16 protein-coding genes and 1 tRNA gene are annotated in these 20,032 nt (G+C 72.8%); 4 read left to right on the forward strand and 13 right to left on the reverse strand.

All coding sequences use genetic code 11. From position 1 onward, the window contains the following. Positions 1 to 43 precede the first annotated feature (43 nt). The 11 genes from ACMXN5_RS10955 to ACMXN5_RS11005 form a co-directional block, all read right to left on the reverse strand. Positions 44 to 2,692 carry a right-handed parallel beta-helix repeat-containing protein gene (locus ACMXN5_RS10955; RefSeq protein ID WP_439675074.1) on the reverse strand — a complete coding sequence of 883 codons (2,649 nt, stop codon included), beginning with the start codon at positions 2,690 to 2,692 and terminating at the stop codon, positions 44 to 46. 170 nt (positions 2,693 to 2,862) lie between these two features. Then, positions 2,863 to 4,143, reverse strand: a complete 1,281-nt coding sequence (locus tag ACMXN5_RS10960) for an LCP family protein (protein WP_439675075.1) — start codon at positions 4,141 to 4,143, stop codon at positions 2,863 to 2,865. Between the two features lie 207 nt (positions 4,144 to 4,350). Beyond that, positions 4,351 to 5,019 (reverse strand): ACT domain-containing protein, encoded by a 669-nt coding sequence (locus tag ACMXN5_RS10965; protein WP_439675077.1) that lies wholly within the window; start codon positions 5,017 to 5,019, stop codon positions 4,351 to 4,353. A gap of 158 nt (positions 5,020 to 5,177) precedes the next feature. After that, a complete protein-coding gene (locus ACMXN5_RS10970; protein ID WP_439675079.1) occupies positions 5,178 to 6,731 on the reverse strand; it encodes a hypothetical protein in 1,554 nt (517 codons plus the stop codon). 145 nt (positions 6,732 to 6,876) lie between these two features. After that, the gene (locus tag ACMXN5_RS10975) at positions 6,877 to 8,238 is read right to left on the reverse strand and encodes a YhgE/Pip domain-containing protein (protein WP_439675081.1); all 1,362 of its coding nucleotides are present in this window, start codon (positions 8,236 to 8,238) and stop codon (positions 6,877 to 6,879) included. Further along, positions 8,238 to 8,897 (reverse strand): ATP-binding cassette domain-containing protein, encoded by a 660-nt coding sequence (locus ACMXN5_RS10980; RefSeq protein ID WP_439675082.1) that lies wholly within the window; start codon positions 8,895 to 8,897, stop codon positions 8,238 to 8,240. Before ACMXN5_RS10980 ends, ACMXN5_RS10975 begins: the two co-directional genes overlap by 1 nt. A 117-nt stretch (positions 8,898 to 9,014) precedes the next feature. After that, the gene (locus ACMXN5_RS10985) at positions 9,015 to 9,317 is read right to left on the reverse strand and encodes a DUF397 domain-containing protein (RefSeq protein WP_126642569.1); all 303 of its coding nucleotides are present in this window, start codon (positions 9,315 to 9,317) and stop codon (positions 9,015 to 9,017) included. A gap of 166 nt (positions 9,318 to 9,483) precedes the next feature. Continuing rightward, positions 9,484 to 9,556 (reverse strand) — tRNA-His (locus ACMXN5_RS10990). Between the two features lie 151 nt (positions 9,557 to 9,707). Next, entirely contained in the window at positions 9,708 to 10,319 is a 612-nt protein-coding gene (gene orn / locus ACMXN5_RS10995) for an oligoribonuclease (protein ID WP_395789643.1), read from the reverse strand. A 4-nt stretch (positions 10,320 to 10,323) separates the two neighbouring features. Beyond that, a complete protein-coding gene (locus ACMXN5_RS11000) occupies positions 10,324 to 11,637 on the reverse strand; it encodes a GlxA family transcriptional regulator (protein ID WP_380002846.1) in 1,314 nt (437 codons plus the stop codon). A gap of 237 nt (positions 11,638 to 11,874) precedes the next feature. Next, positions 11,875 to 12,801 (reverse strand): LysR substrate-binding domain-containing protein, encoded by a 927-nt coding sequence (locus ACMXN5_RS11005; RefSeq protein ID WP_395789645.1) that lies wholly within the window; start codon positions 12,799 to 12,801, stop codon positions 11,875 to 11,877. Positions 12,802 to 12,812: 11 nt separating this feature from the next. Between ACMXN5_RS11005 and ACMXN5_RS11010 the strand changes: the two genes are divergently transcribed. The 3 genes from ACMXN5_RS11010 to ACMXN5_RS11020 all read left to right on the forward strand — a co-directional run bounded on the left by ACMXN5_RS11010 (position 12,813) and on the right by ACMXN5_RS11020 (position 16,384). Further along, positions 12,813 to 13,925, forward strand: a complete 1,113-nt coding sequence (locus ACMXN5_RS11010) for a YeiH family protein (RefSeq protein WP_439675084.1) — start codon at positions 12,813 to 12,815, stop codon at positions 13,923 to 13,925. A gap of 590 nt (positions 13,926 to 14,515) precedes the next feature. Next, on the forward strand, positions 14,516 to 15,013 hold the full coding sequence (locus ACMXN5_RS11015) for a universal stress protein (RefSeq protein WP_126642565.1): 498 nt from the start codon (positions 14,516 to 14,518) through the stop codon (positions 15,011 to 15,013). Between the two features lie 168 nt (positions 15,014 to 15,181). After that, positions 15,182 to 16,384, forward strand: coding sequence for a MerR family transcriptional regulator (locus ACMXN5_RS11020; RefSeq protein WP_439675086.1), 1,203 nt, complete (start codon positions 15,182 to 15,184; stop codon positions 16,382 to 16,384). Positions 16,385 to 16,393: 9 nt separating this feature from the next. On the opposite strand, the gene ACMXN5_RS11025 is transcribed toward ACMXN5_RS11020, so the two are convergent. Further along, a complete protein-coding gene (locus ACMXN5_RS11025) occupies positions 16,394 to 17,053 on the reverse strand; it encodes a TetR/AcrR family transcriptional regulator (protein ID WP_439675088.1) in 660 nt (219 codons plus the stop codon). A 167-nt stretch (positions 17,054 to 17,220) separates the two neighbouring features. On the opposite strand from ACMXN5_RS11025, the gene ACMXN5_RS11030 reads away from it, so the two are divergent. Continuing rightward, complete coding sequence (locus tag ACMXN5_RS11030) at positions 17,221 to 19,677, forward strand: beta-glucosidase (RefSeq protein WP_439675090.1); 2,457 nt, start codon at positions 17,221 to 17,223, stop codon at positions 19,675 to 19,677. 78 nt (positions 19,678 to 19,755) lie between these two features. Here the strand turns inward: ACMXN5_RS11030 and ACMXN5_RS11035 are convergent, their stop codons facing one another. Then, the gene (locus ACMXN5_RS11035) at positions 19,756 to 19,959 is read right to left on the reverse strand and encodes a hypothetical protein (RefSeq protein WP_439675091.1); all 204 of its coding nucleotides are present in this window, start codon (positions 19,957 to 19,959) and stop codon (positions 19,756 to 19,758) included. Between the last annotated feature and the right edge of the window lie 73 nt (positions 19,960 to 20,032).

The raw sequence follows: 20,032 nt of genomic DNA on the forward strand, positions 1-20,032 counted from the left end.
CGGCCCGCGTCCCCCGGCCGTTACCCCGCCGGCGCGGAGCGATTCACCGCAGGTCGGGCAGATCCTCCGGATGCAGCGTTCGCAACTCCTCCATGCCCGCCCCCGGCAGCTGGGCCAACCGGGTCGCGTGCCGCTCGATCATCGCCTCGAACGTGCGCCGCGCCTCGCGCGCGTTGCCGAACGCGGCACCGCGCGGCAGTCGGCGGAAGTAGCCGAGCAGCGCCTCGCACGCCTCGTCGGTGAGCACGTACTCGTGTTCGCGCACCTGCATGAGGGTGATCTCGACCAGGTCGTCGGCCGAGTAGTCCTGGAAGGTGATGGTGCGGGAGAACCGGGACCCGAAGCCGGGGTTCGCGCCGAGGAAGCGCTCCATCTCGTCGGTGTAGCCGGCCACGATCACCACCACGTCGTCGCGGTGGTCCTCCATCATCTTCACCAGCGTGTCGATCGCCTCGCGGCCGAAGTCGCGCGAGGGGTCCGGCGGGGCCAGGCTGTACGCCTCGTCGATGAACAACACCCCGCCCCGGGCCCGGTCGAAGACCTCCTTGGTGCGCGGCGCGGTGGAGCCGATGTGCTCGCCGACCAGGTCGACCCGGGAGACCTCGACCAGGTGCCCCACCCGCAACACGCCGAGCGCCTGGGCGATCTCGCCGTACAGCCGGGCCACGGTGGTCTTGCCGGTGCCCGGGGAGCCCGTGAAGACCAGGTGCCGGCGCAGCGTCGGCGCCTTGAGCCCGGCCTCCTCGCGCCGGCGGCCCACCGAGATCAGGTCGATCAGGTTGCGCACCTCGGCCTTGACCCCGGCGAGGCCGACCAGACCGTCCAACTCGGCCAGCAGTTCGTCCACTCCGCGCCCGGACGTGGCCGCCGCCTCGTCCACGGCCGCACCGTCGCGCGCGCCGGGGATCGGCAGCGTGGCGGTCAGCCGGGCCACCCCCTGGGGTTGTGCGCCGGCCGCCGCGATCGGGCCCGGCGTACCCAGGATCCCGCCCGCCGCCGGCTCCGTGCCGCTCGTCCCGTCGCCCTGCGAGGTGCACTCGACCGCGACCGGCCCCGGACCCGCGAACTCGAAGCCGCCCTTGGCGTTGTCGCGCGTGGTGCAGCGAGTGAACACCGGATGGCAGCCCTCGCGCACGTGCACCCCGTAGCCGCGCCCGCCGAGCACCTCGCAGTCCTCGAAGTCGCCCCGCCCGCCGCCGGCGATCCGGATGCCCTCGCCGGTGGCCCGGTCCACCCGGACCCGGCGCACCGTGGGCCCGGCCGCGCCGGTGACCGAGACACCGTCGGTGGTGTCCTCGATCGTGCAGTCGGCGATGATGCCGCCGCAGTCCGACTCCATGAACCACACGCCGGTGGTGGCCTTGCGCACCTTGCAGGACTTGACCGAGACCACCGCGCCCGCACCCACGCCGATGCCGGTCTCGTCCACGTCGTGGATCTCGCAGTCGTGCATCGACAGGCCGGTGCCGGAGCCGGCCACCTTGACCCCGTCGAGCACGTCGTGGATGCGGCATTCGCCGAGCGCGGCGTCCGCGCCGTCGGCCACCCACACGGCCGGCTTGCCGCCGGTGGAGTCGTGGAATTCGCAGTCGATCGCGGACGCGCGGGCCCCGTGGTCGGCCAGCGCGAGCCCGTTGCGACCGAAGCTGCGGATCGTACAACCGCTGAGGGTGACCTCGGAGTGGCCGTGCACGTCGACGCCGTTGCGGCCCACGTCGCGCAGTCGGCAGCCGACCAGGGTCAGGTTGGCGCCCCGGTCGACCGAGACGCCGTTGCCCTCGGCGTCGCGGATCGTGCAGTCGTCGAGGGAGAACGTGGCCAGGTCGTCGGCCTGGACGCCGGTGCCCTTGACCGCGCTGATCTCGGTCCGCGACAACGACCCGGCGCTGCCCTGACCGCCGACCGAGATGCCCGCCCAGCCGACCCGTTCGATCCGCGAGTCGGCGATGATCGGCGCGGCGCCGCCCGCGACGCAGATCCCGCCGCCGCCCACGTCGTGGATGTGCAGACCGGTCAGATGCGGCGAGGCCTGGTCGCCGACGAACACCGCGGGTTCCGCGTCCGAGCCGTCCTGGATCTCGCACTCCTGGACACTGCCGGTGGTACCGGGTCCGGTGAAGCGCAGTCCGTGTCCGGAGGCGTCGCGCACCCGGCTCCGGCGCAGGATCGGCGCGCTGCCCTCGCGCACGTCGAAGCCCTCGCGCCCGGTGTCGCCGATCTCGCAGTCCTCGAACGTGCCGCGCGAGCGTCCGGTCACCCCGATGCCCACGCCCTTCGGGTTGCCCACCCGGCAGCGGCGCACCATCGGGTCGGCGCCCGCGCGCAGTTCGACCGCGACCACCGAGGCGGCCCGGACCACACACTCCTCCAGTATCGGCGCGCAGCCCTCGATCACGATGGCCGGCGACAACACGCCCGCGCCGCCGTCGACGACCAGGCCGTGTACCGCCGCGTCGGCGGTGATGGTGAGCGCGACCCCGTCGGCCGCGCTCAGGATCACCGTCCCCGGCCCGTCCGAGCCGACCACCGTCACCGGCACGGAGATCGCCACATCCTCGCGGTACGTCCCCGCCGCGACCAGGATCGAGTCGCCCGCCGCCGCCGCGCCCACCGCGGCCCCGATCGAGGCGTATTCGCCCGCGCGGCGTCGCCAACGAGTGCCCTGCACCACCTGAAGAACCCGACCCGTCATGGCGCCCCTGCCACCAGCCCCTCGGTCCGCACCCAGCACCCTCGCGAGTCCACCGTAAAGCGTCGCGGGCGGCCCCATGACCGGGTCTGCCCCCGGGGGCGATCGGCCGCGTCGTCGGCGAACCCCTGCACCGTACAGTTCAACGACCACGGGTCACGGACCGGCGACGGTTAACGTCCCGCAGTGCCCTGATTCGTGCCCGCGCCCGTACCGCCGGTCGACCCGCTTCGGCCGGATCCGGTCGAACCCGCGCCGGAGCGACCGGTTCCGGTCGATCCCGTGCCGCTCGTCCCGGATCGCGTGCCGTTCCCGCCCGAGGCGTCGGCGCCCCCGGTGCCGTCGGTCGGGCGGGCCGTCCCGGTCGGTGTGGGCGCCGGCGCCCCGTCGCGCAGCGCGGTGAACAGTTGCGCCGCGTCGGGCTGCTTGAGCGCCACCCGGTTCGGGTCGGGGGCGTAGTCGGTCAGCGGCGTGGTGACGAAGTCGATCTTCTCCAGCGGGATCCCGCGCAGGCCGCTCGCGAAGTCGTACAGGCTGACCAGGGTGTTGATCCCGGAGTCGGTGGTGATCGCCTTGGTCGCGGCGTCCATCACGTTGTACGCCTTCGCCGGGTTGGTCAGCAGGTTCTCCCCCTGCACCTTCTTGATCAGCGCCCTGAGGAATTCCTGCTGCCGTTCGATGCGCTGTATGTCGCTGCCGTCGCCCAGGCTCTTGCGCACCCGGACGAAGCCGAGCGCCTGCTCGCCGTTCAGGGTGATGTCGCCGGCGGGCAGTTGCAGGTGCGCGGCCTTGTCGTCGATCGGCTGGGCGATGTGCATCGGCACTCCGCCGAGCGCGTCCACGACCTTCTTGAAGCCGACGAAGTCGATGGTGATCTGGTGGTCGATCCGGGCACCGGTCAGCCGCTCCACGGTGGCCGCCACACACGGCACGCCGCCGACCTCCATCGCGCTGTTGAACTGGCCGAAGTAGGCCCGCTGGATGCCGCCGGAGGTGGTCCGGCACGACGGCACATCGACCATCAGGTCACGCGGGAAGCTGACCGCGGTCGCGCTCTTTCGACCCTGGGGCACGTGCAGCAGGATCGTGGTGTCCGAGCGCTGGCTGCCGCCGTCGTCGCGGCCGTACTCGGAGTTGTCGCCGGCCCGCGAGTCGGACCCCACCAACAGCACGTTCAGCGCGCCCGTGGGGGCCGGGCGATCGGTCAGCTGGTCGGCGAAGTCCTGGGTGCGGATGTTGCCGTTCAGGCGGTCGTACAGCCACCAGCCGAAACCGCCCGCGGCGAGCAGGACGGCGACGAGGCCGCCACCGACCCACGTGAGGATGCGCCGCCGACGGCGCCGGCGGTCGTGGGCACGCCGTTCTATGCGGCTGGGGCTCTCCGACCCCGGCTCCTCGGCCGACGCCCCCGGAACGGCCGCGGCCCCCGGGGACGTCTCATCCCTGTCCTGCACGTCGTCGTCGCCTTCGTCGGGCCCCCGCGCTCGATGTGCGCCCGGCTCACGGCCCGAAGTGCGCGCACAATTACACAATCATACGTTGTTCCGATCGTTACACGCCGAATAGCGGTAAATGGTTCCCGTCTCCGTCGCGGCCGAATCGGGAACAGGGCGATTCGCGGATCAGGCGAATCGATACATCCGGCCGGCGCGAAGCCCCGATCAGGCCGGCCCCGGGCCCGCGCCGGCGCCTGTCGCCTTGGCCGCGCCGCGCTCGCCCAGGACGCCGAGCGCCACGTCGACGATGCGGCCCAGGCGGTCCAGTTCGGTGCGGTGGAAGGCGGGGCCCTCGTGCCTGACCACGTACATCGTCAGCCAGGACGCCCCGATCGGCGCCGCCGCGCCGTGGCCGGTGGCCTCGCCCTCGTAGGCGAAACCCAGGGGCCGCATCGGGGTGAGCGCGGGCAACACCGGCGTCTGCGGGGCGCGCCAGCTCGCGTACACCCGCTGTCGACCACGCCCGCCGCGCGTGGCCACCGCCCAGTCGGCGTGGAAGAGCGTCGGCGCCGCGTCGATCAACGTGGCCACCGCCCGGCCGGGGTCGCGCGCCACCTGGCCCAGCACGTCCAGCTCGGGCGCCGAACCGGGCACCTCACCGGCCGCCCAGCACCCCTCGATCCGGACGCCGGCCGACCGCTCCAGGGCGGCGACCAGGCCGGCGACGTCCCGCTCGCCCGCCCAGGAGACGGTGAACTCGTCCACCGCCCGGCCGCCGAGCTGTTCGAGCACGGTCATCTGCATCACATCGGCCCCCGCCGCGCCGAGCAGCTGCGTGACCCGCGCGAGCGACCCCGGTCGATCGGGCAGCGACACCCTCAGTCGGTACAACACGCGACACCTCCTCCATCGACCTGTCTTGAATCCTGAACCTTTCCCGTTTCGAGCATGTTGCGTACATATGACGACACCACATGATCGGGCGCCGCCGGCCCCCGAACGCGCGAGCGGGGCGCCATCGGATGCCCGACGACGCCCCGCTCGTGGTGTGCCTACTTCTTCGTGTCCGATGTATCGGACGCGTCCGGCGCGTCCGATACATCGACCGGGTCAAAGTCGTCGGCCGGCTCCACGTCCTTCGCCTTCCCCTTCGGCTCGCCCTTCGCCGGCGGTACGGCCGGGCGCGGCGGCACGCTCACGTGGGTCGGCTCGTCGTCGGGCGCCACGCTCGTCACTCGGGTCACCAGATCCTCCGGTGCCTCGTCCCGGTCGGATACGGCGGCGACCTCGGGCTCGACGGCCGGCTCCGGCTCCTTGCCCAGGCCGACCCGCGCCGTCGGCGCGGCCGACACCGCCGCGTTCTGCTCGGTGTCGGGCGTGAGCCCGGCGACCGGGGCGAACGCGGTGGCCTCCTCGTCCGGCCCGACCGACCGCGACAACGGGTCGGAGGCGCCGACCGACACCACCTCCGTGGGCGCCGCCGACGCACCCGCCGCAGCGCCGGCCGAGGCAGCCGGCGAGGCACCCGCCGGAGCACCCGCCTCCGCTGCGACCGACGCCGCCGCCGGCCGGGCCGCCGCCTTCCGCGACTCCCGGGGCGGCTTCGGCTGCTTCGGCTGCTTCACCCGCGCGGGCTTGGCCGGCTTCGGATCCTTCGCCGGCTTCCCCGCCTCGACCGAGCTGTTCCCCACCGGGGTGGCGAACACCGGCGCCGGGCCGGTGGCCTTGGGCCCGTACGTCCACCACATCAGCCCGCGTCGGGCGTTCTCGGTATCCGGGTGCTGCTCGCCGAGCACCCGCGAGCAGTCCGCGACCAGCTGGGTGAGCAGCGTGCGCGCGCCCAGCGGATCACCGGACTCGCCGGTCCAGTGCGCGTGGTTGTGCCGGATCACCAGCGTGTCGTGGTGGTCCGGGCCGAGCACGCGCGTGGCGTCCTCCACCAGCCGCATCATCGCGTCGCGGGCCACCGAGACGTCGCCCGCCTCGCCCGCCCACATCGCCCGGTCGTGCCGGGCGGTCAGCGCCGCCGGGTCGTCCGGCTCGTGCACCTCGGCGCGCTCGTCCGCGATGGCCGCCATCAACCGGGCCGCCTGGATCGTCTCGCCCGAGCGGCCCACCCAGTGCGCGTGCTGGTGTCGGATGGTCAGCGTGTCGGGGTGTACCGGCCCCAGCGCGTCGGTCGCCTCCTCGACGATCGGTCGCAACATCCGGGCCGCGCCCGCGGCGTCACCCGCCTCGCCGATCCAACGAGCCCACCCGGCACGCACGTTCAACGTCTCTGGGTCGTCCTGACCGAGCACCAGGACACAGTCGGCCGCGACGTCGCGCGCCAGCGACTCGGCGGTGACCGCGTTGCCGGACAGACCCAGGCAGTAGGCGTGGTTGTGCCGGGCCAGGAGCGTGTCGGGATGTTGCGGGCCGAGCACGCGCGCGTAGTCGCCCGCCAGCTCCCCGAACATCCGGGCGGCCTCCGCGGGTCGGCCCTCGTCGCCGACGACCCGGGCCCACGCGGCGCGCGCGTCGAGCGAACCGGGGTGATCGGGCCCGAGTTCCCGCATCCGGGTCTCGGCCTCGGCCCTCAGTTTCTGTATCTCCTGCTCGTTCATCGCCGCTGATTCTCCCTCCTCCACCACAGGTGGCAAACCCGCGGTACCCCCTGATTGTGGGCGACGTATCCGGAGCGGGCGTGGTTGCGCTCCCCCGGGTACAACCGTACGGGGGAGCGGGTCGGCACCATGGAAATCCGGGTGATCACAACTCCACGGACGGTTTCAGCCCGGCCATGGTCCACATCCGCTTGTGCCGGACCACGAAAACGGTCGCGATCAGGGCCACCACGAGGTACGCGCCGAGCACCGCGAAGGCGACCCCCAAACGCTCGCCCTGACCACCCGTGAGGGTGATGCGCAACCCGTTCACCAGGTAGGTCATCGGCAACACCGGATGCAGCGCCTGGAACGGCGCGGGGGTGGTGGTGACCGGATACAGCCCGCCGCACGAGGTGAGCTGGAGCATCAGCAGGACCAGGATCAGCACGTCGCCCACCGCGCCGAGCGCGGCCCGCAGGAACTGCGCGATGGCCACGAAGGTCACCGCCGCCAGCGCGATCAGCAGCAGACTCAGGCCCGGATCGTCGGCGTCCAGGCTCAGGCCCAGTTGCACCACCGCGTACAGGACGAACGCGCCCAGCACGCCGAGCGCGGCTGCGGGCAACCACCCCGCGATGGCCACCTTGACCGCGCCGGCCCGCCCGGCGAGCGCGCGCGGGTTGTACGGCCGCAGCAGCAGGTAGCCGACCAGGCCGAACACCCACAGCGCGATCCCGAAGAAGAACGGCGCGAGTCCGCGCCCGTACAGCACCGCCGGATGCAGGTTGTGCACCTCGATCACCACCGGCGCGCCGAGCACCCGCGCGTCCGCCCCGGCGGCCTGCGCCGGCGGCGGCGCCGGTACCGCCGCGTCCAGTTTCGCCAGTCCGTCGGCCAGTTGCGCGGCCCCCTGGCGGGTCTGCTCCGGGGGCACGCCGCCCGCGTTCGCCGCGAGTTGCCGCGCGCCGTCGGCCGACTGGGCCAATTGCGCCTTGAGCGTGCCCGTCTCCCCGTACAACTGCTGCACCAGCGTGCTCTGCGTGGTCGCCGAGATCTGCTGCTGGAGCTGCGTCTTGGCGATCTCGGCCATCTTGCCGATGATGAAGCCGTTGGCGTCGTCGAGCGTCATCAGCAGCTTGGCCTGACGCGGCTCGGCGGACGCGGTGGTGGCCAGCGTGGCGCTGAAGTCGGGCGGCACGGTGACCACGAAGTGGTAGTCGCCGTCGTCCAGACCGTCGCGGGCGGCCTTGGCGTCGGTGACCGTCCACTTGAAGTTCCGGTCGTGGCGGATCACCTCGGTCAGCCGGCCACCCGCGTCGATGTGCTGCCCGCGCGCGTCCACCGGCCGGTCCTCGTTCACGAACGCGACCGGCACCTGGTGCAGTCGGCCGTACGGATCCCAGTTGGACCACAGGTACAGGGCCCCGTACAGGGTCGGCACCAGCATCAGCATGACCGGGACCAGCCGAGGCAACGGGCCCCGGAAGCGCCGCAGTTCGAGCCAGGCCAGGCGCAGCACACCCATCAGGCGGTACCGCCTCTCGGGTACAGGTGGTGTCCGGGCAGATCGACCACCACGTCGGCGCCGCGCGGCGCGGCGGTCGCGGTGGCCACCACGGTAGTGCCGGTGTCGGCCAGGTCGCGCAACGCCCGCCAGGCGCGCGAGAGGTCGGCGCCCGCGATGCCGCTGTCCACGTCGTCGACCAGGACCGCGCCGGGTCGGTCGGCGGCGGCCAGCGCGACCGCGAAGAGCAGGTGTTCGACCGCGGACAGGTGCTCGACCAGGACGTGACCCGGCGGGTCGATCCGCAGCAGGTCGTACATCCGCGCGAGCGCTGTCCCGCTGGGCCGGCCGCCGCCGACGGCCTGTCGCTCGGCGACCGTCTCGGCGACGAACAGGTGCGGTTCCAGGTCCAGGCCGGGGCGGGCCCGGGCCAGCGCGGTGTGGGCGCGGGCGTCGGCGGCGCGACCGCTGCCGGCCACGGTCACGGTGCCGGCGACGGTCCGGAATCGGCCGCCGAGCGCGAGGAGCAACGAGGTCCGGCCGGCGCCGGCGGGTCCGACGAGCACGGTCAGGCCGGCCGCGGGCGCGGTCACGCGCACGTCGCGAAAGATGACGCCGTCCGGGCCCTCCGCCGCCAGGCCGACCGCGCTGATCTCCACCCCGGAGGTGGCTGTGGACACGGATTTCCCTCCGTCGGTGGCACGTCCACCGAGGAGTAACCGGTACACGATTCGCCAAACGGGCGAAATGGATGATTGACCCGTCGGGTCGAGCCGACCGGTCCATCCGACGCGGTGTCAGCCGTGCTGCTCCGGCAGCGGCTCGGCCAGCCGGTCCAGGTCGAACTCACCGTCGCGCACGCCGAGTACGAACGCGGTCCACTCGCCCTCGGTGAACCGCAGGATCGGTCCCTCCGGGTGGATCGAGTTGCGCATCGCCATGCCCCCGCCGGGCAGTTCGGCGGTCTCCACGATCCCCTCGCCGGTGGTGTCCTCGCCGTAGCCGATCCACGTGACACCACTGATGTCCATGGCGTACAGCGCGGCCTTCTCGTCGTCGAGCTGTTGCCGCGAAGGCTGCCCCGACTCGCCGATGCTCATGATCGAAACCCTCCCGATGACACGTACGTAACCCTCAGGTGACGGCACGCTACGCCGCGCGCGCCGCCGCACACAACGCGAACGCCGACATCGGGCGCGATCCGGCGGCAATCACCCGAAAACGCACGAGGCCCCGAGACACTCGCGTGTCTCGGGGCCTTCTCGGGGTGAGTGACGGGACTTGAACCCGCGACTTCCTGGACCACAACCAGGTGCTCTACCAGCTGAGCTACACCCACCATCGCCGTGGCGTTTCCGTCCCGGCGAGGAAAAGTGTACAGGCTCCCGGAGGCTGCTCGCCGCAGGGTTTCCGGGTGGTGGTTTCAAGGGGTGCGCGCGGTCGTTTCACGGGACGCGCGAGCCTGACGCGAAGCGGGCGCGAGCCCGATCTCAGGCGCGTTCGGCCGGCTTGTGGCCGTACCGGGCGGCGATCGCCTTGGCGGCGTCGCTGTCCGGTCCCGGCTCCGGGACGAAGATCGCCTCGCGGTAGTAGCGCAGTTCCTCGATGCTCTCGTGGATGTCGGTCAGTGCGCGGTGGTTGCCGGCCTTCGGGGGGCTCTGGAAGTAGACCCTCGGATACCAGCGGCGGGCCAACTCCTTGATCGAGGAGACGTCGATCACCCGGTAGTGCAGGTAGGCGTCGAGGTCGAGCATGTCCCGCGCCAGGAAGCCTCGGTCGGTGCCGATCGAGTTCCCGCACAGCGGCGCCTTGCGGCCGTCGGGCACGTGCGCCTTGATGTAGCGCAGCACCTCGGCCTCGGCCTCGGCCAGGCTCACGCCCGCCTCCAGCTCGTCCAGCAGACCTGAAGCGGTGTGCATCTTGCGCACCACATCGGGCATGCCGGCGAGCGCCTCGGCGGGCGGGCGGATCACGACATCGACCCCGTCGCCCAGAATGTTGAGCTCGGAGTCGGTGACGAGCGCCGCCACCTCCACCAACGCGTCCCGGGACAGGTCGAGTCCCGTCATCTCACAGTCGATCCAGACCAAGCGGTCGTTCATGGGGTCACCCTACGGCCCGTGCACAGACCTCCTCGTCCCCGGTCTCCTCCGGGCCGCGGGTGCGGAACGTCTCGCGGTACGAGGCCGGCGGCACGCCCAGTTGTTTGCGGAAGTGCCCGCGCAGCGCCACCGGCGAGCGGAATCCGCAGCGCCGGGCGATCTCCTCGACCTGGAGATCGGTGGTCTCCAGGAGCCGCTGCGCCTGAAGCACCCGCTGGGTCAGCAGCCACTGCAGCGGAGCGCTGCCGGTGAGCGTGCGAAAACGCCGGTCGAAGGTGCGCCGACTCATGTACGCGCGGGTCGCCAACTGCTCGATGTCGAAGCGCTCGGCGAGGTTCTCCAGCGCCCACGAGATCACCGTGGCCAGCGGGTCGCCGCTGATCTCCTCGGGCAGGGTCAGGTCCATGTACTGGGCCTGGCCGCCGATGCGATGCGCGGGCACGACCAGGCGCCGGGCGAGCGCGTTGGCCGCGTCCGGACCGTGGTCGAGCCGGACCAGGTGCAGGCACAGGTCGATCCCGGCCGCGGTGCCGGCACTGGTGAGGATGTCGCCGTCGTCCACGTACAACTCGCGCGGGTCCACCCGGACCTTCGGATAGCGCTTGGCCAGGGCGGGTGCGTACATCCAGTGCGTGGTCGCCGGACGGTCGTCGAGCAGACCGGCCGCGGCCAGCACGAAGGCGCCACCGCACAGGCCGACGATCCGGGCCCCCTCGCGGTGCGCCCGACGCAGCGCCTCCAGGACGGGCGGCGGCGGCATCCGCGACGGCGAGTGCCACGCGGGCACGATCACCGTGCCGGCACGGGCCAGCGCGTCGAGGCCGTACGGCGCTATCAGTTCGACGCCGCCGGTGGTGCGGAGCGGTCCGGGTTCGGCCGCACATACCAGTAATCGGTAGTTCGGCACGCCGGCGTCGCGTCGATCGACCCCGAACACCGATATCGGGATCGAACTCTCCAGGATCGGCGAGTTGGCGAACAGCAGCACCGCGATGGTGTCCGGCCGCCGCCGGCCGAGCAGCGGGCGCTCCCGCCCCGGGGCAAGGACACCCTCGCCGTCGGGGTCGTACTCGCCGTCGAGGTCGATGTCGTCGGCGTACTCGCCGTCGTCGTCGACCGAGTCGTGTTCGGGCGGAGCCTCGGAGAGCACGGTGGACGCCGCGACGATCACCGCCGCGTCCTCGTCGCCGCCCGAACCGACGTCGATCGCGCCCGTCGCGCCCGTCGCGTCGATCGCGCCGGACTCGGCCGGGTGATCGGCATCGACCACGCGTGCTCGGCCCCGTCGCCGGTCCTTGCGGCTGTCGATCCTGCTCATGGCCCCGATCGCCCCCTTCACCCCTCTGTGACCTGCACGGCCCCGGTCGTGCCGGCGGTCCGGATCGCGCAGGCTGTCCCGCCCCAGTAGTTCACAGGCGTCACTCGCGTAACCCAAGATCGGAACTTACTCTCTCTTACCTTGTCTATGCATGGTGTTCTCTACGTGACGTTATGTAGATATGCGTGTTTGTGACGGTGGTCACATCGCGGAACTTATCGACAATTGAGCGGGCTGTCAGGCCCCGGGGCGCCGCCGGGCGGCGTGCAGCAGGTGCAGGGCGCCCTCCGGCAGCTCCCGGCCGCGCGGCCACACCGCGCGCAGGACGCGATCCAGGGCGGGCAGATCGGCCACCGGGACGGCCACCAGGCGCCCTTCGGCCAGGTCCTCGCGCACCGCCAGATCGGACAACACGGCGGGCGCGGATCCGGCGATCGCGGCCGAGCGCAGCGGCGCCGTCGCGCCCAACTCCAGGGCGGGCACGGCCACTCCGTCATAGGCCGCCAGCGCCCGCTCCAGCGTCTCCCGGGTGCCCGAGCCCGCCTCGCGCAGCAGCAGCGGCGTGTTCGCCAACTCGGCCGCCGCGATCGGGCGCCGCCGCCGGGCCCACGGGTGGGTCGGCGCGACGACCACCACGAGCCGGTCCCGGCCCACCGCCGCCGACTGCAGGTCGCGCGGGACCCAGGGCCCCTCGACGAAGCCGATGTCGGCCTCGCCCGCCCGCAGCGCCTCGATCACGTGCAGGCTGTTGGTCACCTGGAGGCCGACGTGCAGCCCGGGCACCGCCTCGCGCAGCGCGGTCAGCCAGCCGGGCACCAGGTGCTCGGCCACGGTCAGACTCGCCGCCACCCGCAGCCGGTCCTCCTGCCGGGCCTTGAGCGCGGCGGCGCCCTCCACCAGCGCGTGCGCCTGGTCGAGCACCCCGCGCGCCCAGTCGGTGATCACCAGGCCCGCCGCGGTGGGCACCGAACCGGTGGTGCTGCGCTCCAGGAGCCGTACGCCGAGCCGCCGCTCCAGGGTGCGCATCCGCGCGCTGGCCGAGGGCTGGCTGATCCCGAACCGGCGGGCGGCGGCACCCAGGCTGCCGTTCTCGGTCACCGCCACGAGCAGCTCCAGCGTGTACAGATCCGGCAACCGGTCCGCCGGGCGCGCGTTCGAGGTCATAGCCAAACCCTATGACCTACCAGGCAATCGACCGCTACCCGCGCGGGGACGGCGGGCCGAGGGTGGTGATCATGACCCTGACGACCGCGCAGCGCGCCCACCACCGGCAGTCCACGGCTTCCGCCGGGACGGCGAGGGCCCGACTGTGGCCGGGGCTGCTCGCGGCGACGCTCGCGGTGGCCGCGAGTTGGGGCGCGCACCGGGTCTGGCCGCACGTACCGATGCTCACGGCCACGGTGGCGCTGGGCGTGCTCGCCGCCAACGTGCGGGTGCTGCCCGCCGCCACCGCGCCGGGGCTCGGCTTCGCGGGACGGCGGCTGATGCGCGCCGGCGTGGTGCTGCTCGGGCTCAAGCTCGCGCTCGGCGACATCGTCGGACTCGGGCTGCCGACCGTGGCGATGGTGATCGTGGTGGTGATGCTCACCTTCTTCGCCACCCAGTGGCTCGGCCGGCGCATGGGGCTGCCCGGCGATCAGCCGCTGCTGATCGCGACCGGCTTCTCCATCTGCGGCGCCTCCGCCGTCGCCGCGATGAACGGGGTCAGCGACAGCGACGAGGAGGACGTGGTCACCTCGGTCGCGCTGGTCACCCTGTGCGGGAGCCTGGCGATCGGTGTGCTGCCGCTGCTGCGGGTGCCGCTGGGCCTGGACCCGACGCACTACGGCGGCTGGGTCGGCGCGAGCGTGCACGACGTCGGCCAGGTGGTCGCGGCGGGCGGGGTGGCCGGGCCGGTCGCGCTGCACACCGCGGTCGTGGTCAAGCTGATGCGGGTGCTGCTGCTCGCGCCGATCGTGGCGGGCACCGCGTACACGCTGCGCCGTCGGGCCGCGCGGGCCGGCGACACCGGGCGGGCCGGGTCCCGGCGGCCGCCGCTGATCCCGCTGTTCGTGCTCGGCTTCCTGGCCATGGTCGCCGTCCGCAGCACCGGTCTGCTGTCCGCCGGCGTGCTGGAGGCGGCCAGCACCATGCAGGATCTGCTGCTCGCCGCCGCGCTGTTCGGACTGGGGAGCATGGTCCGGCTCGGTCGGCTGATCCGCACCGGGTGGCGCGCGCTGCTGCTCGGCTTCGCCTCCTGGGTGTTGATCGCCGGCGCGGCCTACGGCGGGGTGCTGCTCACGATGTGAGGCCACGCGGGACCGACGCCGGCCGGGTCCAAAGAAGCGTCGAACCCGCCGACGGCCCGGCGCGTGTCGGGCCGTCGGACAGGTTCGACGTCGGCGCCGCGACGCGGGTGGGCGTGCGGGTGGGTCGGCGTCCGACCAGCGGATCGCCGCCCGTGACTACGCGGTCGCCCGGACGCACGGTGTCGCCCTGACCAACGCTCGGGCGGGGTCCGGGGTAACGCCCGTTCCCCCTGCGGCGTCGGTCCGCACCCCCGAACGGTCCCCCGGGGCCGGCTCGAACCGGCCCGTGCGGCGCCCCGGCGACCGGGCCCGAGACGGCCGCGCCCGGAACGCAATCACCCACACGGCCGCCCGGGTCTCCCCATTCACGGCCTTGTCCGGCTAATGTGCGTGTCTCGCCGAGGCTTTGCCCGGGGGATCCATCCCCGCGCGTGGTCCGGCGGACCGCACCATGCCCAGACCGGTACACGGCCCAGTGTCTTTTTTGTCCGGGAGAACCCCGACCGACACTGTCGAATGTGCGGGTCGGCGCAGTAATCTGGTACAGAAAGCCCCGAGGCGCCCCTCCACAGCAAAGACGCCCGATTCCCATGGCTGCTTTCGAGTTCAGTGACTTCCCGGACGGCACTCCGTTGCTCCGTCCCGATTCCCCCCATCAGCGCGATCCCGCGTTCCAGCATCCCGTCGTGGTCGGTTTCGACGGGTCCGAGTCCAGCGAGCGAGCCCTCGCGTACGCGTCGGGCATGGCGCGCAGACTCGGCGGCGGGCTGGTGATCGTGCACGTGGCCAACCGGATTCCGGCCACCGTGTGGGCCGGCTGCGAGCCGCCGGTCTTCATCGACGTGCCGGACAGTCGTTCCGAGGCCCTGGGCCTGGAACTGGCCTGCGCGGACCACCTCAGCGACGTGCCGTGGATCCTGGTCGAGCGCGGGGGTGACATCTGCCACGAGATCGAGGACGTCGCGCGCGAATTCACCGCCGACGCGATCGTGGTCGGCGGATCCACCGGGCTGGCCAGTCGCATCTTCGGATCGGTCGCGTGCCGTCTGGTCAAACACGCCAAACGCCCGGTCGTGGTCATTCCCTGAGCCCCGCGCCCGCGCTCTTCCCGGTTCCGGGATCCGCCGGACCCGTGTTCCCGGACCGTGCTCCGGGAGCGTTCCCGCGCCCATTGCGATCACCGCGTGATCGAACCTCGAACGTATCTGCATTACGTTGGCCGCGGACACGGGGCACGAGGATCGCGAGGCACGAGGTTGGCGGATTATCGGATCGAAGACCTCGCCCGCGAGGGGGGCACCACCGTACGCAACGTACGGGCATACCAGGATCGCGGACTGTTGCCGCGGCCCAGGCGCCAGGGCCGGGTGTCGCTGTACGAGGACGCCCATCTGGGCCGGCTGCGCCTGATCGGCCAACTCCTGGAGCGCGGCTACAGCCTGGTCAGCATCAAGGAGCTGCTCGACGCCTGGGACGGCGGACGCAGCCTCGGCGGCGTGCTCGGCCTGGTCGCCGAGGCGAGCGGTCCGTGGAGCGAGGAGACCCCGGAGCGGATGACCCGCGCCGAGCTGATCGCGATGTTCGGCGGACTGTCCGATCCGGTCGCGCTCGCGGGGGCGGTGCGCCTGGGCCTCCTGGAGCCCGAGGACGACTCGCTGACCGTGTTCCGGGTGCCCAGTCCGCGCGAGCTGGCGGTCGGCGCCGAGCTGCACGCGGCCGGCGTCCCGGTGGGCGCGGTCACCGAGCAGCTGCGGATGTTGCGCGCGGCGATGGAGCACGTGGCCGAGGGCTTCGGGCGGTTGATGGAGACGCACCTGCTGCCCGCCGACGGCGACGCGGACGAGACGGCGGAGATGATCCGTCGCATGCGTCCGCTGGCGCTGCGCGCGGTGGAGGCCGAACTCGCCCGGGCGATGCGCCGTACGGCCGCCCGCCGGCTCGGCGAGGAGCTGGGGAAGGTGCTGCGCGAGGAGCCCGAGCGCACCCGGACCGAGCCGGTGCCGGCCGACGCCGCTGAGCCCGCCCTGGATCGGCACGCGTTCATGTCCGACGCGTGGATCGCGGCGGTGTCCCGGCTGAGCCGGTTGATCACCCCGGATCCGGAGAAGCGCACGCCGCATCCGGCGATCGTGGACATCGTGGTCAGCGACGTCCCGGGCCGCGAGGACCCGGCCGAACTGCATCTGGACGTCTTCCAGGGCCGCGTCCTGGTCCGTCCGGGCCTGCTGCCGGGGCCGGACCTGATCGTGCACATGGACTACGACACCGCCCGCCGGGTGATCCTGCTCAACGACCGGCACGCGCCGCGCGAGGCGCTGGCCGCCGGCCGGATGACCGCCCGGGGCGACCTGTTCGGGCTCACCGTCTTCCGCGAGGCGCTGGCGGGATTGTCCAACTGGGACCTGGGCGCGGTGCTGCGCGAGCTGACCGCGGGCGAGGGCGCGCCGGACAAGGCATAGGGCCCGGGGTCAGGCCCGGATGCGGCGCAGCAGGTGCTCCACGTAGTCGGCGAACAGCGCCGCCATGTCCACGTGTTCGGGGTCGAGCAGCCATTGCAGCTGGAGCCCGTCCATCATCGCGAAGACCTGCGCGGCCACCGTGGCCGGGTCCACGTCCGCGCGCAGTTCGCCCGAGGCCACACCGGCCTCCAGGGACGCGGTGACGCTCGCCCGCAGGAGCGCGTAGCGGTCCCGGGCCCACCCGTGCGCGGGGTGGTCGGTGGTGACCGCCTCGCCGGTGAGCACGGTGAAGAGCTGGACCAGGCCGGGGATGGCCTGGTTGTGCTCGGCGAGTTCGGTGAACTTGGCCAGCACCGCCGCGCCGCCGAGCGGGAGTTCGGCCAGGTCCAGGTGTGCCATGTCCATGCGGTCGCGCAGGTCGAGCACCGCGACGAGCAGTTCCTGCTTGCTGCGGAAGTGGTGCAGCAGCCCGGCCTGGGTGAGTTCGGCGCGCTCGGCGATGCGCGCGAGCGAGGTGCCCCGGTAGCCGTTCTCGGCGAATTCCTGAAGCGCGATGTTGAGGATGCGCGTACGCCGCGCGTCCCCCGACGCGTACCCCCGCCCACGCGGTCTGGCCCGCCCGGCCCGGGGCGGTGGGGCGTCGGAGAGATCGTCGGGTCGTACGTCCATGTCCCCATCCTGCCGTGTCCCGACGGAGGCCCGTCGAGGTGTAGATCACGCTGAGATCACAAAACTACCGACCACAAAGTTTTCCGATTACGGTACGGGGAGGTCCCCCACCGACCCGTCCGGCGCGATCCGGATCGATCGGGAACGCGAGCGGAAGGCAGACGACGATGTCCGACCCCACCCCCACCGAAGCCACGGACGACGAGCTGCGCGCGCTGGTGGCCCGGCTCACCCTCGAGGAGAAGTTGTCCCTGATCGTCGGCGAGGACTTCTGGTCGCTCCCCGAGATCCCGCGCATCGGCCTGCGCAAGCTGCGCGTCTCCGACGGCCCGGTCGGCGTCCGCGGCGTCACCTGGGACGAGCGGGACACCTCGCTGCTGTTCCCCAGCCCCACCGCGCTCGCCGCCGCGTGGGATCCGGAGGTCACCCGCCGGGCCGGTTTCGTGATGGGCGCGCAGACCCGCGACAAGGACATCCACGTCCTGCTCGCGCCGACCGTGAACCTGCACCGCAGCCCGCTCGGCGGCCGGCACTTCGAGTGCTACTCCGAGGACCCGCTGCTCACCGCGCGGATCGCGACCGCCTTCATCGAGGGTGTGCAGTCCGCCGGGGTCGGAGCCACGATCAAGCACTTCGTCGGCAACGAGACCGAGGACGAGCGCATGTCCTACGACTCGCGGATCGACGAGCGCTCGCTGCGCGAGGTCTACCTGCTGCCGTTCGAGGAGGCCGTGCGCACCGGCCGGGTGTGGCTGGTGATGAGTGCGTACAACCGGGTCAACGGCGAGACGATGACCGAGAACTCGCGCCTTGTGAACGACGTCCTCAAGGACGAGTGGGGCTTCGACGGCGTGGTGGTCTCGGACTGGATGGCGGTGCGCTCCACCGAGGCCGCGGCCGCGGGCGGCACCGACGTCGCGATGCCCGGCCCGTCCGAGGTGTGGGGCGAACCGCTGCTCGCCGCCGTGCGCGAGGGCCGGGTCGCCGAGTCGCTGATCGACGAGCGGGTGGTCCGGGTCCTGCGCCTGGCCGCCCGCGTCGGGGTGCTCGGCGACCGCACCCCGGCCACGACCACCACCCCCGACGACGCGATCGCCACGCTGCGCGAGATCGCCGCCCGGGCCATGGTGCTGCTCGCCAACGACGGAACCCTCCCGCTCGACCCCGGCGCGCTCTCGCGCGTCGCGCTGATCGGCCCGAACGCCCTGCGCCTGTCCGCCCAGGGCGGCGGCAGCGCGCATGTGAACCCCGCGCACGTGGTCTCGATCCCCGAGGGCCTGCGCGCCGCGCTCGGCGACGGCGTCGAACTGACGCTCACCGAGGGCGCGTTCACCCACCGCGCGCTGGCCGACCTGTCCCTGGACACGGCCGTGGACCCGGAGACCGGCGAGCCGGGACTGCGCGCGGAGTTCCTGGACGCCGACGGCACCCTGCTCTCCTCCGAACACCGCCTGGGCTCCAGCCTGATGTTCTGGCCGGACAACATCCCGGCCGGAGCGGTCGTGATCCGGCTGCGGGTGAACGTGACCCCGACCGTGTCCGGCACGAACATCCTGGACGTCCGCGGCGCGGGCCGGTTCGAGGTGGACATCGACGGCACGACCCAAACGATCGACATGACCGCCCCCGAGGGCACCGACGTGATCGAGACGATCATGCGCCCGGAGGCCACCCGCATCGAGATCGAGGCGACGGCCGGCACGGAGGTGGCGATCCGGGTCGACTTCAGCCAGGGCGAGCGGTTCTTCATGGCCGCGCTCGGCCTGGGCTGGGCGAACCCGCGCCGCTCCGAGGAGGACGAACTGACCGCCGCGGTCGAGGCCGCCCGGGCGGCGGACGTGGCCGTGGTCGTGGTCGGCACCACCGACGACATCGAGTCGGAGGGCTTCGACCGTGCGGACCTGGCCCTCCCGGGGCGCTCCGACGAACTGGTGCGCCGGGTCGCCGCGGCCAACCCGAGGACCGTCGTGGTGGTCAACGCGGGCTCGCCGGTGCTGATGCCCTGGCGCGACGAGGTCGCCGCCGTGGTGTGGGCCTGGCTGCCCGGCCAGGAGGGCGGCGCGGCCCTCGGCGACGTGCTGACCGGCGCGGCCGAGCCGGGCGGGCGGCTGCCCACGACCTACCCGGCCGCCGACACCGACGTCCCGGTGTACTCCACCGCCCGGATCGACGGCGAGCACCACTACGCGGAGCGGTCCAGCAACATCGGCTATCGCGCCTGGGCCCTGGGCGAGGCCGCCCCCGCCTACCCGTTCGGCCACGGCCTGGGCTACACGAGCTGGGCCTACGAGGCGGTCGCGGCCAAGGGCGACGCGGCCGGCGTCAGCGTCGAGGTCACCGTCGCCAACACCGGCGAGCTCGCCGGCCGCGAGGTGGTGCAGGTGTACCTGGAGACCGCCGACGGCACGCTGTGGGGGCGCCCGGAGCCGATCCGCCTGGTCGGCTTCGCCGCCCTGGACGTCGAGCCCGGCGCGCGGACGACCACCACGATCGACATCGACGCCCGCACCCTGGCCCGCTGGAACGAGGCGGAGGCGGCCTGGGCCACCGCCCCCGGCACCTACACCCTGCGCGTCGGCCGCTCCCTCGGCGACCTGCGCCTGAGCACCGACATCGCCCTCTGACACAGCGCACGGCGGTGTCCCGATCCGCCCACCGGGTCGGATCGGGACACCGCCGGCGCCGCGCGGTCGGGTCCCGCCTCAGCAGCGCTGGCCGAAGGTCGGGTTGATGAACGCGAGCGCGCCGGCCTCGTTGCCACAGAGCCCGCTCACCGTCTCGATCGTGTCGGCCCGAACCGTGTGCGTCTGGGCACCGGCCGGCACGGCCACCGCCACGGTCGCGCCGACGACGGGGGCCGCGATGACGGCCGTACTGACCAGAAGGCCGCGAACGATGCGCTGCATGGGGCGGTTTCCTTGTCTCCAGGTCCGGTGTCCGTCGAACGCCGACGAGCCGTGCCTGCCCAACGCCGCACCA

The organism is Embleya australiensis (assembly GCF_051903075.1).
Classification (GTDB): domain Bacteria; phylum Actinomycetota; class Actinomycetes; order Streptomycetales; family Streptomycetaceae; genus Embleya.